Origin of the sequence: Pseudomonas sp. B21-009 (assembly GCF_024749345.1) — a bacterium.
Classification (GTDB): domain Bacteria; phylum Pseudomonadota; class Gammaproteobacteria; order Pseudomonadales; family Pseudomonadaceae; genus Aquipseudomonas.
The window spans coordinates 4970068-4984401 of record NZ_CP087199.1 but is presented as its reverse complement, the minus strand read 5'-3'; the positions used below and the strand labels follow the sequence as shown (position 1 = coordinate 4984401).

The 14334-nt window shown below is 64.7% G+C and carries 12 protein-coding genes; 4 read left to right on the top strand and 8 right to left on the bottom strand.

All coding sequences use genetic code 11. The features are described from left to right. Nucleotides 1–63: 63 nt before the first annotated feature. Both LOY34_RS22955 and cra read right to left on the bottom strand, forming a co-directional pair. A complete protein-coding gene (locus LOY34_RS22955; RefSeq protein ID WP_195885014.1) occupies nt 64–843 on the bottom strand; it encodes a TatD family hydrolase in 780 nt (259 codons plus the stop codon). A 2-nt stretch (nt 844–845) separates the two neighbouring features. Next, nucleotides 846–1841, bottom strand: coding sequence for a catabolite repressor/activator (gene cra, locus LOY34_RS22950; RefSeq protein WP_093379517.1), 996 nt, complete (start codon nt 1839–1841; stop codon nt 846–848). A 389-nt stretch (nt 1842–2230) separates the two neighbouring features. Here cra and ptsP point away from each other — a divergent pair, with 389 nt between their 5' ends. Genes ptsP through LOY34_RS22935 form a run of 3 tightly spaced genes read left to right on the top strand, consistent with a single transcriptional unit; the run spans nt 2231 to nt 7772 of the window. Then, nucleotides 2231–5089: a phosphoenolpyruvate--protein phosphotransferase gene (gene ptsP / locus LOY34_RS22945; RefSeq protein WP_258664046.1), complete on the top strand. Its 2859-nt coding sequence runs from the start codon at nt 2231–2233 to the stop codon at nt 5087–5089. Beyond that, entirely contained in the window at nt 5089–6039 is a 951-nt protein-coding gene (pfkB, locus tag LOY34_RS22940; RefSeq protein ID WP_195885012.1) for a 1-phosphofructokinase, read from the top strand. The genes ptsP and pfkB overlap by 1 nt, the downstream gene beginning before the upstream one ends. Next, nucleotides 6036–7772 (top strand): PTS fructose-like transporter subunit IIB, encoded by a 1737-nt coding sequence (locus LOY34_RS22935; RefSeq protein ID WP_195885011.1) that lies wholly within the window; start codon nt 6036–6038, stop codon nt 7770–7772. The genes pfkB and LOY34_RS22935 overlap by 4 nt, the downstream gene beginning before the upstream one ends. Here LOY34_RS22935 and LOY34_RS22930 read toward each other — a convergent pair whose 3' ends face one another. Next, complete coding sequence (locus LOY34_RS22930) at nt 7773–8003, bottom strand: DUF3820 family protein (RefSeq protein ID WP_093379533.1); 231 nt, start codon at nt 8001–8003, stop codon at nt 7773–7775. A gap of 201 nt (nt 8004–8204) precedes the next feature. Between LOY34_RS22930 and LOY34_RS22925 the strand changes: the two genes are divergently transcribed. Then, nucleotides 8205–8681, top strand: coding sequence for a PA2169 family four-helix-bundle protein (locus LOY34_RS22925; RefSeq protein ID WP_195885010.1), 477 nt, complete (start codon nt 8205–8207; stop codon nt 8679–8681). Here the strand turns inward: LOY34_RS22925 and LOY34_RS22920 are convergent. From LOY34_RS22920 to LOY34_RS22900, 5 genes are all read right to left on the bottom strand, one after another. Next, nucleotides 8678–10171: a diguanylate cyclase gene (locus LOY34_RS22920; RefSeq protein ID WP_093387284.1), complete on the bottom strand. Its 1494-nt coding sequence runs from the start codon at nt 10169–10171 to the stop codon at nt 8678–8680. The two genes, LOY34_RS22925 and LOY34_RS22920, sit on opposite strands and share 4 nt — an antisense overlap. A 195-nt stretch (nt 10172–10366) precedes the next feature. After that, a complete protein-coding gene (locus tag LOY34_RS22915) occupies nt 10367–11698 on the bottom strand; it encodes an OprD family porin (protein WP_195885009.1) in 1332 nt (443 codons plus the stop codon). A gap of 205 nt (nt 11699–11903) precedes the next feature. After that, complete coding sequence (locus LOY34_RS22910; RefSeq protein ID WP_045197146.1) at nt 11904–12119, bottom strand: hypothetical protein; 216 nt, start codon at nt 12117–12119, stop codon at nt 11904–11906. A 175-nt stretch (nt 12120–12294) separates the two neighbouring features. Next, a complete protein-coding gene (locus tag LOY34_RS22905) occupies nt 12295–13677 on the bottom strand; it encodes a heavy metal sensor histidine kinase (RefSeq protein ID WP_195885008.1) in 1383 nt (460 codons plus the stop codon). Continuing rightward, entirely contained in the window at nt 13652–14326 is a 675-nt protein-coding gene (locus LOY34_RS22900; RefSeq protein WP_045197149.1) for a heavy metal response regulator transcription factor, read from the bottom strand. The genes LOY34_RS22905 and LOY34_RS22900 overlap by 26 nt, the downstream gene beginning before the upstream one ends. Between the last annotated feature and the right edge of the window lie 8 nt (nt 14327–14334).

Genomic DNA, 14334 nt, shown 5'->3' with positions numbered 1-14334 from the left:
GATTCGAATAAGCAGATGGGTATGTAGGTCGTTTCCGAAAATTGTCGCTTTGGCCTGAAAGATTTACGCCCAGCCAAACAACTCACAAGCATTACCCGTACTCACCTCAGCCAACCGCTCAACCTCAATCCCCATGATCGCGGCCAGCGCCTGGGCAATCTGCGGCAGGTGCTCCGGGCTGTTGCGCACGCCCGGGAACATCACCGGGGCCATGTCTGGCGCGTCGGTTTCCAGCACCACGCTGTCGAGCGGTAACTGTGGCAGCACCTTGTGCAAGCGCAGCGCCTGCGGCCAGGTCGCGGCGCCGCCGAGGCCGAGTTTGAAGCCGAGCTTGTGGTACTCGCGGGCTTCTTCGACGCTGCCGGCGAAGGCGTGGATGATGCCGCCGCGCTTGAGTTTGTAGCGTTTGAGCGTGGCGATGACCACGGCGTGGCTGCGGCGCACGTGCAGCAGGGCGGGCAGGTTGCAGTCTGCGGCCAGTTGCAGCTGGGCTTCGAACAGCGCTTGCTGGCGTTCGCGGTCGAGTTCGGGCAGGTAGTAATCCAGGCCGAATTCACCGACGGCACACAGCTGGCGCTCGCCCTGCAGGCGGGTCAGCCAGTCGCCCAATTCGACAAGGTGCTCGGGGCGGTGCTGGTCTAGGTAGACCGGGTGCAGGCCGAACGCGGCATTAAGTTGCGCGTCGCTGCGCACCAGGTCCCAGACCCGCTGCCAATTATCCTGATACACCCCCAGCACCACCATGCGCTCGACCCCGCCGGCCCGGGCGTTGGCCATTAAGGCCGGGCGGTCGGGGTCGAAGTCTGGAAAGTCCAGGTGGGTGTGGGTGTCGATCAGGCGCATGTTCAGGCCGGGAAGATTCGCTGTTTGAAGGTTCGACCGATGGCGTGCACGCCCGGTTGGTATTGCTTCTGTTCAACGGCGGCGAGGGCCAGCTTGAGCGCGGTTTCGGCGATCAGGCCGTGTTGCTGGGCCATGGCGTTGACCGGCAGCGGCAGAAAGTCGAGCAGTTGGTTGTCACCGAAGGTGCCCAGTTGCAGGCGGCGCGAGTCGGCCGGGCGCGCTTGCAGTACGTCGAACACGCCTTGCAGCAGCACGTAGGAAGTGGTCACCAAGGCGTCGGGCAAGCGGCCGAGGTCTTCGAGCAGCTGGTTCATCAGGCGCTGGCCGCACTCGCGGCTGAAGGCTTCGCCTTGCAGGCGGCTGACGTTACCGCCGAAGCCTTCCAGGGCCTGGTCGAAGCCGCCGGCGCGGGCCTGGCTGACGCTCAGCTCCGGGCGCGCGCCGATCAGGGCAATGTGTGCAGGCTGGGTGGCCAGCAGGCTGCGGGTCAGTTGCTGGCTGGCGTTGCGGTCGTCGCTGACGATCGAGCAAAAGTGCGCGGGGTCGAGGCTGCGGTCGATGGCGATGATCGGCATGCCCTTGGCTTGCAGTTCGCGGTAGCTGTCGTCTTCTGGCGGCAGGCAGCTGGCGACGAACAGGGCGTCGCAACGGCGGGCGCGAAACAGCTGCTGCAGCTGGCGCTCGCTGTCGGGCTGGTCGTCGCTGCTGGCGATCAGCAGTTGGTAACCCTGGGCCCGGGCGCGTTGTTCCAGTTGCTTGGCGATGCGCGCGTAGCTGGGGTTTTCCAGGTCGGGGAGGATGAAGCCGAGGGTACGTGTGTGCCGGCTGCGCAAACCTGCAGCCTGGGGGTTGGGGGTAAAGCCATGGGCTTCGACCACCGCCTGCACCCGCTCGACAGTGCTTTTGCTGATGCGTTGCTGTTCGGCCTTGCCATTGATGACGTAGCTGGCGGTGGTGACGGACACACCGGCCAGACGCGCGATATCGCTGAGTTTCACCGCATTTTCCTTGTTATTACCGAGACTGGCTGCAAAGCCTGACCGGGTATTGTCGCCGATCCTGGAAGGATGGCGCAGACGACCATTGTCGCAATTGTCCTACAACATGGGCAATGTTGTTCACAGTTCCTACAGGAGCTGCATGCACTGAACCCTGTGGGAGCCGGCCTTGCCGGCGATGGGCTGCAGAGCAGCCCCCCGCAATACGACAAGCAGGGCTTCATTCATCCCACATTATCGAGTAACGTGCTCGTGAATCTAGATTAAACGTTTCAGCAGGCGATTTACTGCCGATCCCTTCGCCTGGACAGGGCCATTGCAACTGGCCCTTAGCTGAACAATTCACAACAATACCTCAGCACCGCCCTGGTGCTGCAAAGGAGAAGGTCATGCTCGAGCTCACCGTGGAGCAGATATCCATGGGCCAGTCGGCTGTGGATAAGTCGGCGGCGCTGCACCTGTTGGCTGAGCGCCTGGTCAGCGACGGCCTGGTTGCCGAAGGCTATCTGGCCGGCCTGCAAGCCCGTGAAGCGCAAGGCTCGACCTTCCTCGGCCAAGGTATTGCCATCCCCCACGGCACCCCCGCAACCCGCGAGCTGGTGCATGCCACCGGGGTGCGCCTGCTGCAGTTTCCCGAAGGGGTCGACTGGGGCGATGGCCAGATCGTCTACCTGGCCATTGGCATCGCCGCCCGCTCCGATGAGCACCTGCGCCTGTTGCAACTGCTGACCCGCGCCCTGGGCGAGACCGATCTGGCCGAAGCCCTGCGCCGTGCCAGCTCCGCCGAGGCGTTGCTGAAGTTGCTGCAAGGCGCGCCGCAAGAGCTGGCGCTGGATGCGCAGATGATCGGCCTGGGCGTGCCCGCCGAAGATTTTGACGAGCTGGTATGGCGCGCCGCACGCCTGCTGACCCGCGCGCAGTGTGTCGGCGGCGGCTTTGCCGGGGTGTTGCAGCAGCTCGACCCGCTGCCGCTGGGCGAGGGGCTGTGGTGGCTGCACAGCGAGCAGGCGGTGCGCCAGCCGGGCCTGGCCTTCGTCACCCCGCAGCAACCGCTGCGCCACAATGGCCAGCCGGTGCAGGGCCTGTTCTGCCTGGCCAGCCTCGGCGCCGCCCATCAAGCCTTGCTCGAGCGCCTGTGCACACTGTTGATCGAAGGCCGCGGCCAGGAGCTGTGCCGCGCCACCAACAGCCGCACCGTGCTGGAAGTGCTGGGCGGCGAGCTGCCTGCCGACTGGCCCAGCGCGCGTATCGGCCTGGCCAACGCCCACGGCCTGCATGCGCGGCCGGCCAAGGAATTGGCGCAACTGGCGAAAAACTTCGATGGCGAGATTCGCCTGCGTCTGGTCGACAGCGGCCAGCCAGCGGTATCGGCCAAGAGCCTGAGCAAGCTGCTGAGCCTCGGCGCCCGGCGTGGGCAGATGCTGGAAATCATCGCCGAACCCGCCATTGCCGGCGATGCCTTGCCGGCGTTGCTGGCCGCGATTGAAGCGGGCCTGGGCGAAGAGGTGGAGGCGCTGGCGCCCGTCGTCGAGGCGGTCATCGAGGTGATGGCCGAGCCTGAGCTTGTGCCACCGGCAGTGGGCGCGCTGATCCACGGCGTTGCCGCCGCGCCGGGCATTGCCAGCGGCCCGGCGCATATCCAGGTGCTGCGCGAGTTCGACTACCCGCTGCGCGGTGAATCGCTGCCCATCGAGCGGCAACGCCTGCAGCAAGCGTTGGCCAATGTGAACCACGAAATCGAAGCGCTGACCCAGCGCAGCCCGGCCAAGGCCATCCGCGAGATTTTCGTCACCCACCAGGAGATGCTCGCCGACCCGGACCTTACCGACGAAGTCGACCAGCGCCTGCGCCAGGGCGAAAGCGCCGCCGCTGCGTGGATGGCGGTGATCGATGCCGCCGCGCGCCAGCAGGAGTCCTTGCACGATGCGCTGCTTGCCGAACGTGCCGCCGACCTGCGCGATATCGGCCGGCGGGTATTGGCCCAGCTGTGCGGCGAAGCCGACGTGCCGGCGCCGCAGCAACCCTATGTGTTGGTGATGGAAGAGGTCGGCCCCTCCGATGTGGCGCGCCTCGACCCACAACGGGTAGCCGGGATTCTGACCGCTCGGGGCGGCGCCACCGCCCACAGCGCCATCGTCGCTCGTGCCCTGGGCATCCCCGCTGTGGTGGGTGCGGGCGACGCCGTGCTGCTGATTGCCCCGGGTACGCCGCTGCTGCTTGACGGCCAACGCGGGCGCCTGACCGTCGCCCCCGCCGCTGACCAACTCGAACGGGCCCTGGCCGAACGCGACCGCCGCGAGCAACGCCTGCAGGCCGCCAAGGCCCGGCGCCTGGAGCCTGCAATCACCCGCGACGGCCATGCCATCGAGGTGTTCGCCAATATCGGCGAAAGCGCCGGGATCGAAGCGGTGGTTGATCAGGGCGCCGAAGGCGTTGGCCTGCTGCGCACCGAACTGATCTTCATGGCCCACCCGCAAGCCCCCGACGAAGCCGTGCAAGAGGCCGAGTACCGCCGCGTGCTCGATGGCCTTGCTGGCCGGCCGCTGGTGGTGCGCACCCTCGATGTCGGCGGCGACAAACCCTTGCCTTACTGGCCGATCGCCAAGGAAGAAAACCCCTTCCTCGGCGTGCGCGGCATTCGCTTGACCCTGCAACGCCCGCAGGTGATGGAAAGCCAGCTGCGCGCCTTGCTGCGCGCTGCTGGCGACCGGCCGCTGCGGATCATGTTCCCGATGGTCGGCCAGCTCGAAGAGTGGCGCCAGGCGCGGGCCATGGTCGAGCGCCTGCGCGAGGAAATCAGCGTCAGCGACCTGCAACTGGGGATCATGATCGAGGTGCCATCGGCCGCCTTGCTGGCGCCGGTGCTGGCCCAGGAAGTGGACTTTTTCAGCGTCGGCACCAACGACCTGACCCAGTACACCCTGGCCATCGACCGCGGCCACCCGAGCCTTTCGGCGCAAGCCGACGGCCTGCACCCGGCGGTGCTGCAACTGATCGACATCACCGTGCGCGCCGCCCATGCCCATGGCAAATGGGTAGGCGTATGCGGCGAACTGGCGGCCGATCCGCAGGCGGTGGCGCTGCTGCTCGGCCTTGGCGTCGATGAGCTGAGCGTTGCGGCGCGCAGCATCGCCGAGGTGAAAGCCGAAGTACGTGATCTGAACTTTGAACATGCCCAGAAGCTTGCGCGCCAAGCCTTGCTGCAGGGCAGTGCCGGCGCAGTGCGGGCACTGCTGGAGACCCGTTGATGGCCAAGATACTGACCCTGACCCTGAACCCGGCGCTGGACCTTACCGTCAGCCTCGACAGCCTGCAGGCCGGCCAGGTCAACCGCAGCCAAGCGCAGCACAGCCACGCCGCCGGCAAGGGCCTGAACGTTGCCCAGGTGCTGGCTGATCTTGGCCATAGCGTGACGGTGGGCGGCTTTCTCGGTCGCGACAACCTGGCGCCGTTCGAGGCCCTGATCGGCCGCCGTGGCTTTGCCGATTGCTTTGTGCGGGTGGCCGGCGAGACCCGCTGCAACATCAAGCTGGTCGAAGCCTGCGGCCAGGTCACCGATATCAACGGCCCCGGCCCGCAGGTCGATGAGCAGGCGCGTCTGGAACTGCTGACCCGCCTGGAGCAGATCGCCCCCGGTCACGCTGCGGTGGTGGTCGCCGGCAGCCTGCCGCAGGGCATCAGCCCGCAGTGGTTGCAGATGCTCCTGGCCCGGCTCAAGGCCATGGGCCTGAAAGTGGCTCTGGACACTAGCGGTGAAGCCTTGCGGGCCGGGCTTGCCTGCGGGCCGTGGCTGGTCAAGCCGAACACCGATGAGCTGAGCGAAGTGCTTGGCACTGCGGTGCATGATGTTGCCCAGCAGCAACAAGCTGCAACCCGGTTGATCGGCCAGGGTGTCGAACATGTGGTGGTGTCCCAGGGCGAGCAGGGCGTCAACTGGTTCCGCCAGGGCAGCGTCCTCAGCGCTGTGCCGCCCAAGGTCACGGTAGCCAGTACCGTCGGCGCCGGCGATTCGCTGCTGGCAGGCATGGTCCATGGCCTGCTGAGCGCCGACACGCCGGCGCAAACCCTGCGCCGGGCCACGGCGATTGCCGCCCAGGCGGTGACCCAGATCGGTTTCGGCATCAACGACCGGGCGCAACTGGCGCAACTGGAAAGCCAGGTGCAGCTGACAGAAGCACAACAAGAGGCTTGCAGATGAACATTGCCATCGTCACCGCCTGCCCCAATGGCCAGGTCTCCAGTGTGCTCAGTGCGCGCCTGCTGGAAGCGGCCGCGCTGCGCCAGGGCTGGAGCACCAGCGTTGAAGTGCACGACCCGCAGCAACCCGAGCGGCAGTTATCGGCGGCGGCGATCGCTGCCGCCGACTGGGTGCTGGTGGTCAACACCGGCCCGCTGGAGCTGCGCCGTTTCGCCGGCAAGCGCCTGTACCAGAGCACCCCGGCGCAAGCCCTGGCGGATGTCGAAAACTTTCTCCGTGAAGCGGCCGAAAAGGCTGTGGTTTATCAGCCCGAGGCCGAGCCGGTTGCAGCGCCGGTAGAGCGCGGCGCGAAGATTGTCGCGGTCACTGCCTGCCCGACTGGCGTCGCCCATACCTTCATGGCCGCCGAGGCCTTGCAGCAGGCGGCGCAGCAGCTGGGCTACCAGCTCAGCGTCGAGACCCAGGGCTCGGTGGGGGCGCGTAACCCCTTGTCGGCAGCGGCCATTGCCGACGCCGACGTGGTGCTGCTGGCCGCCGATATCGAGGTGCCCACCGCGCGCTTTGCCGGCAAGCGCATCTACCGCTGCGGCACCGGCGTTGCCCTCAAGCAGGCCCAGGCGACACTGAAAAAAGCCCTGGCCGAAGGCCGCGAAGAAGCTGCCGCGCAAGGTGCAAACGCAGCGCTTGCGCGCAGCGAAAAAACCGGGGTGTACAAGCACCTGCTCACCGGCGTGTCGTTCATGCTGCCGATGGTGGTGGCCGGCGGTTTGCTGATCGCGCTGTCGTTCGTGTTCGGTATCGAGGCTTACAAAGAGCCCGGCACCCTGCCTGCGGCATTGATGCAAATTGGCGGTGACGCGGCGTTCAAACTGATGGTGCCGCTGCTGGCCGGTTACATCGCTTATTCGATCGCCGACCGTCCGGGGCTGGCGCCGGGGATGATTGGCGGCTTGCTCGCCAGTACCTTGGGCGCGGGGTTTATCGGCGGGATCGTCGCAGGCTTTCTCGCCGGTTACAGCGCCAAGGCCATCAGCCGCTGGGCGCGCCTGCCCAGCAGCCTTGAGGCGCTCAAGCCGATCCTGATCATCCCGCTGCTGGCCAGCCTGTTCACCGGCCTGGTGATGATTTACGTGGTCGGCAAGCCGGTGGCCGGCATGCTCGAAGGCCTGACCCATTTTCTCGACAGCATGGGCACCACCAACGCGATTCTGCTCGGCGTGTTGCTCGGCGGGATGATGTGCGTCGACCTCGGCGGGCCGATCAACAAGGCGGCCTATGCGTTTTCGGTCGGGCTGCTGGCGTCACAGAGTTATGCACCGATGGCCGCGACCATGGCCGCCGGCATGGTGCCGCCGATTGGCCTGGGCATCGCCAGCTTCATTGCCCGGCGCAAGTTCGCCCAGAGCGAGCGCGAAGCCGGCAAGGCGGCGCTGGTGCTGGGCCTGTGTTTTATTTCCGAGGGGGCGATTCCGTTTGCCGCCAAAGACCCGCTGCGGGTGATCCCGGCCAGCGTCGTCGGCGGTGCGCTGACCGGCGCCTTGTCGATGTACTTCGGCTGCAAGCTGATGGCGCCCCATGGCGGCCTGTTCGTCATGCTGATCCCCAATGCGATCAACCATGCCGTGTGGTACTTGCTGGCGATCGTCGCCGGCAGCCTGCTGACGGCAGTGGTGTATGCCGTGCTCAAGCGTGGTGAAGAGGTGGAGCTGACAGTGCAGCCGGCCAAGGCCTGATCAGTTGCGCGGGCGCGGGTACTTCTTGCGCAGGGGGACCAGCAGGTCGCTCAGGCCGTTGTGATCGACCTCGTGCATCAGCGCCAGCAGGCTACCCAGCTCGCCCTTGGGAAAGCCCTGACGGGCGAACCAGTTGAGGTAGTGACCAGGCAGGTCGGCGATCAGCCGGCCCTGGTATTTGCCGTAGGGCATTTCGCGGGTGACCAGCAGGACGAGGGCTTCCGGGTTCATGGCAAGGCTGTTCTTTGAAGAGGTGGGCCAACATACATGCAATCTGCATGAAGGCCAAAGGACAGTTCATGCAGAACGCGTGCAAGTGATAAGTTCATTTAATTTCAAGTCATTGAAAATTAACGATAATTTTTATGTCAGCCGGCTGGCACGAACCCTGCTCCGATCTATTGCACTTCCCTCATGCAAAGGAGCAACGTCATGACTACCCCCAACAAAGAAGTGGTCTCGGTTCTCAACGAACTGATCGAGTTCAGCAAGGATGGCGAAAAGGGTTTCAAAACCTCTGCCGAGGATGTGAAAAATCCGCAGCTCAAAAGCTACTTCATCCAGCGTGCCGGTGAGTGCGGTAGCGCCGCCGCCGAACTGCAACAGCAAGTGCGCAGCCTGGGTGGCGACCCGGAAACCTCGACCAGCGTCAGCGGTGACCTGCACCGTGGCTGGGTCAACCTGAAGTCGATGCTCACCGGCAAGGATGAAGAAGCGGTGCTCAACGAAGTCGAGCGCGGCGAGGACCACGCCCTGAAAGCCTACAAGGACGCCCTGGAAAAACTGGCTCGCCTCAACACCCTGCCAAGCAGCGAGGTGTACGCCCTGGTTGAACGCCAGTACCACGGTGTGCAGCGCAACCATGACCAGGTCAAGGCCTTGCGCAACCAGGCTCGCGCCAACTCTTAACGCGCAGCTTCGACCCGGTTGCGGCCGTTGCCCTTGGCACGGTAAAGCGCCTCGTCGGCATCGCCCAGCAAGGTCGCAAGATCTTGCTGGGCGCCTGGCGTGTGGCAACCGATGCCGATACTGACGGTCACCGGCGCCGTGTCCGCGCCAAACGGTGGCAACGCCTCGACGGCTGCGCGAATACGTTCGGCCAGCAGCAGTGCCCCCGGCAGTTCAGTTTCCGGCAACACCACCAGAAATTCCTCACCCCCATAGCGTGCGGCCAGGTCGGCCGGGCGGCGAATGCTGCTGGCAATCGCTGCGGCCACCTGGCGCAAGGCGGCATCGCCACCCGGGTGGCCATGACGGTCGTTGAAGGCCTTGAAGTGATCGACATCGACCATCAGCACCGCCAGCGGCCGGGCATTGCGCAGGCTTCGCGCCCATTCCTGGCGCAGCACCTGGTCGAGGCGCCGGCGGTTGGCAAGGCCGGTCAGGCTGTCGGTGGCGGCCAGCGCCGCCAGGCCTTGTTCGGCGCTCTGCCGGCGGCGCAATTCGCGGCCCAATAGCAGGGTCAGCCAGAGAATGCCGATGCACAGCACGCCGGTGGCGACGCTGACCAGCACGGCGGTGCGCCGCCACGACTCGAAGACTTCGTCGGCGGAGTGGGCGACGATGACGATCAGCGGCAAGTCGCCAACCCGGGCGAAGGTAAACAGCCGTTCTTTGCCGGTGCGCGTGGAAACCCCGGCAAAGGTGCCGCTGACATCGGCGCGCATGCGCTGGAAGTTCGGCCGGTCGCTGTAGTTCTGGCCGATTTTTGGTTCATCCGGGCTGCCCGGCTGGCGTACCAGCAGGGCGCCGTCGGTGTTCATCAGGTTGATGCTGCTGTCGGTGCCGATGTCCAGGCGCTGGAACAGCGTGCTGAAGTACGACAGGCGCAAGGCCCCGGCAGCCACGCCGAGAAACTCGCCGTGGGGCCCGGAGATGCGCCGGCTGAAGCTGATGCACCAGTCCAGGTCTCCCAGCCGTGCCTTGAACGGCTGGCCGATGACCAGGCCCAGGTCGGGGTTGTCGCGATGCTGCTGGAAGTCCTTGCTGTCGGCGAAATTGGCCTGGCGCGGGATGGCGCTGGTGGAGTCTGCAACCACGTCGCCCTTGGCATCGAGCCAGAGGATATCGCCACGTACCGGTGCGGTAACGGCCTGGTTGAAGAGAATCTGCTGGCGCAGTTCGACCGGCACGGCGAGCAGTTCCGGGCGCTGCACGGCCCAGATCAAGCCTTGCAGGGAAAGGTCGTAGAGTTCGACATTGCGCACGATGTCGCTTTCGATCAACTGCACTATGTTGCTGGCCGAGCGTGCGGCGGCCTGTTCGACGCTGCTGCGTTCGCGCATCAACAGGAAGGTGACAATGGCGACGATGGCGAGCACCGCGAGGCAACTGCCCAGGTTGAGGATCAGCTCCGGATGAGACTTGTACAGGGCGGATCGCTGGGATCGGGTGGGCAACGTCATGGTCACTGATGCCGAAGACCGTCTGGAAAGTGCGGTATTACTGCGCGGCGGCCGTATTCTAGGGGCGCGCGGATTGTCGGACAAGGATTTAATGGTGACATTCTGACGAATGTGGGAGCGGGCTTGCCCCGCGATTGCAACGGGTCGGACCCATCGCATCGCGAGTCAAGCTCGCGCCTACCGGTTCGATCAGAAAATGTTCAGCGGGTAGTCAACGATCACCCGGTACTCGTCGACATCGTTGTCGATGTGCGAGTAGCCCTGAGTGCCACGGTGCGAGGCCCAGCGCAGCAGTACCGAGAGGTCCTTGAGCTGGCCTTGCTGGAACACGTACTGCAGGTCGACGTCACGTTCCCAGTGCTGGGCATTCTCGCCGTCGGCGTTGTACCAGTGGCCGTAGCCGACGCTGTTGGGGTCGACCTTGCTCATGTCCAGCTCACCGCGCGAGTAGGACACAATCGAGGTCAGGCCGGGGATGCCGGCACCGGCGAAGTCGTAGGCGTACTTGAGCTTCCACGAGCGCTCGTTGGGGCCGTTGAAGTCCGAGTAAATCTGCGAGTTGTCGAGAAAGACGCTGTCGCCCTGGTTGATGTAGTCGAACGGGGTGTTGCCGTTGACCCGCTGGTACACCGCGGTGAGGCTGTTGTAGCCGACGTTGACGGTGAAATGCAGGCTGTAGGTGTTGTTGTCGATGTGCCCGAGCAGCGCCTGGCCGGTGTCCTGGGTGTGGTAGAAGTGCAGGCCGGGGTTGAGGCTGACCCGCTCGTTGAGCTGCCAGGTGTAGTCCAGATCGAAGTAGTACTGGTTCCAGATGTCCTTGAGCTCGGCGGCATACAGGCTCGAGGTCAGGTTCGGTACGCCGCTCCAGGCCACCCCGGCCCAGTTCAGGTGGCGGCTGTCGCGCTCGTCCTGCAACTTGCCGTAGAAGGTGTCGATGCGCCGATGGCCGCTCTGGTTGTAGGGCTTGGTGAAGCTGGCCTGGCCGGCTTCGAGCATCACCCCGTCAAAGCTGTTGTTGGTGACGCTGACGCCACGGAAGGTCTGCGGCAGCATGCGCGACTCGCCGCCGGCGATCACCGGGTTGGTGAGGAACAGGTCGCCGGCCTTGAGCTCGGTGTCGAAGGCTTTCATCTTCAGCGCAGCGCCGGCAGTGGAGAACGAATCGTGGGCCTTGCCCGGTTCGCCATCGCCCTTGGTGTTGATGGGCAAAATACTCGAGCCGGAGGTACCGCCACCGCCGTCGAGTTTCAGCCCGAGCATGGCGTGGGCATCGAGGCCGAAACCGACTGTACCCGGGGTGTAGCCCGACTCGAACTTGCCGAGAAAACCCTGGCCCCATTCGCGGTTGTCACGCACGCCTGGCAGCAGCTGGTTGCGGTTCAGGTAGTAGTTGCGAGCGTGCACATTGAGGCTCGACCCTTCGATGAAGCCTTCGGCTTTTTCCTCGTCGGCCTGGGCGCTGCAGGGCATCGTTGCAGCCAATGCAACGAACAGTGGGGTGAAGCGTAAAGCAGTGTTCACCGGTGTGGACTCCTTGGGGTGAATGTACGGCAGTTTTTATTGTGTGAAAGACGGTCTTGTTATGAACAAACGAGCCAGCGCGCTGGCATTTTTCGACACACGAAAAAAAGCCGCTGATCGGCAGCGGCTTTGAAAGACAACCGCACAGGCGCTCAAGTCACCTGTACGGCCATCGAGGGAGTCGAAGGAGTGGAGCGTGTCGCTATCAGCTATCGGAAGCGTCACTCGTTTGAGCCTTGGAAGCGGTCTGTTCCAGGCCTTTGGCCTGCTCGGAACGTTGCGCGGCGAAGGCTTCCTGAACGACGGCGGCGCGCTCGGCATTACGGGCAACAAAGGCCGGGGATTCTTCAGCCATGGCCAGTGGCGACAGCAACAGGGACGACAGGACGAATACGCTGGCAACACCCATACTGTTGGACATTTGCAACAACCTTCTTGCTTGGCAAGTGTGGATTAGGTTTGACTAAATTAGTCGGAAATGGGTGATAGAAACAGTTACTTTTAGGATAAGCACTGTTGCGTCAAAGGTAATAGTCATCGCGGGTCAAGCCCGCTCCCACAATGGATCTGTGTACACCGGACCCGCGATGAGGCCCTCAGGCCGGCAACAGGATCCCGAAGGTATTGGCCCCCGCCTGGCTGCGCACGAACACGCTGCCGCCATGCATCAGCGCAATCGCCTTGACGATCGCCAGCCCCAGCCCGTGGTTGCCGGCGCCGCTGTTGCTGCGCGCTGCATCCACCCGGTAGAAGCGCTCGAACAGCATCGCCAGGTGTTCCTCGCCAATCGCCGGCCCCGGGTTGCTCACGGCGATGCTCACCTGGCCGTCCTGTTCCTCGATGCGCACCTGGATCACCTGCTCGGGCAAGGTGTGCTGCACCGCGTTGTTCAGCAGGTTGATCAGCGCCCGGCGCAACTGGGCCTTTTCGATGCGCGCTTGGGCATCACCACTGACCTGGACGCTGATGCACGCGTCCTCGAGGATGTAGTCCAAGTAGTCGAGGGTGGTCGCCACTTCTTCGGCCAGCGAGGTGCTGGTCAGCGCCGTGGCTTTGCTGCCCTGGTCGGCGCTGGCGAGGAAGAGCATGTCGTTGATGATGCTGCGCAGGCGCTCGAGTTCTTCAAGGTTCGATTGCAGCACCTCGAAGTAGTGCTCGGCGCTGCGCCCACGGGTCAGGGCGACCTGGGTCTGGCCGATCAGGTTGGTCAGCGGCGAGCGCAGTTCATGGGCGACGTCGGCGTTGAAGGCTTCCAGGCGGCTGTAGGCCTGGTCGACGCGCTCCAGGGTCGAGTTGAAGGCGCTGGCGAACTGCGCCAGCTCCGGGGCGAGGTCGGCCAGTTGCAGGCGCCCGCTCAGGCGCGGTGGCGCCAGCTTTTGAGCTTCGGCCGAGAGTGCCAGCAACGGCCGCAAACCATAGCGCGCCACCCAGTAACCGAGCAACGAGGCCAGCACCACGCCCAGCACCGACAGGCTGATGATCGCCACCAGCAAGGTGTGCTGGGTTTGCCAGAAAGTCTCGGTGTCGATGCCGATCAAAAAGCGCAGGGCCGGGCGCTTGCCCATGGCCGGCAGTTCGCTGACCAGTACCTTGTAAGGGTAGGGGCTGGCGGCCAGGTGCAGGTCGCGCATGCCCAGCCGGCCCTGGGCAAAGGTGCGGATGCTGGCGTCTGGCTGGCCATACTCGAACGGGCTACCGTCGCTGACCACCCAGAAGCGGATGCGCCGGTCTTCTTCGCTGAGCAAATTGAGTTTGTTGGTGATCTTCTGCCAGTGCTCGCGGGTGTCGTAGCGGGTCAGCGACGACTCCAGCACGCTGAAGCGCGCTTCAAGCTCGGCGGTGGGCAGCAGGTCGAGGCTGCGGTCGACCTGCTTGTACAGCGCGGTACCGATCACCAGGAACACACCCAGTGCCACCAGGGTGAACAGCGCGCTCAGGCGCAGGGCGATGGAGTTAGTCGGCACGGTTTTCCAGAACATAGCCCATGCCTCGGATGGTGTGCAGCAGTTTGGTTTCGAAAGGCCCGTCGAGCTTGGCGCGCAGGCGCTTGATCGCCACTTCGACAACATTGGCGTCGCTGTCGAAATTGATATCCCAGACCAGCTCGGCAATCGCCGTTTTCGACAGAATTTCGCCATGCCGGCGGGCCAGCACGCTGAGCAGCGAGAACTCCTTGGCGGTCAGCTCCAGGCGCTGCCCGGCGCGGCTGGCCTTGCGGCTGATCAGGTCGACCCAGAGGTCGGCGACCTGGATCTGCACCGGCTCATGGCCGCCGCCACGGCGGGTCAGGGCTTGCAGGCGGGCGACCAGTTCGAGGAACGAGAACGGTTTGCCAAGGTAGTCGTCGGCGCCTTCGCGCAGGCCGTGGATGCGGTCTTCGACCCGCTCGCGGGCGGTGAGCATGATCACCGGCGTCTGCTTGCGCGCACGCAGGGCGCGCAGCACACCGTAGCCGTCCAGGCCCGGGAGCATCACATCGAGGACGATCACCGCATAGTCGCCTTCCAGGGCCATGTGCAGGCCATCGATACCGTCGCGCGCCAGGTCCACGGTAAAGCCTTGCTCGCTGAGGCCGCGGTGCAGGTAGTCGGCGGTCTTTTGTTCGTCTTCGATAATCAGCACACGCATGGTCGGCT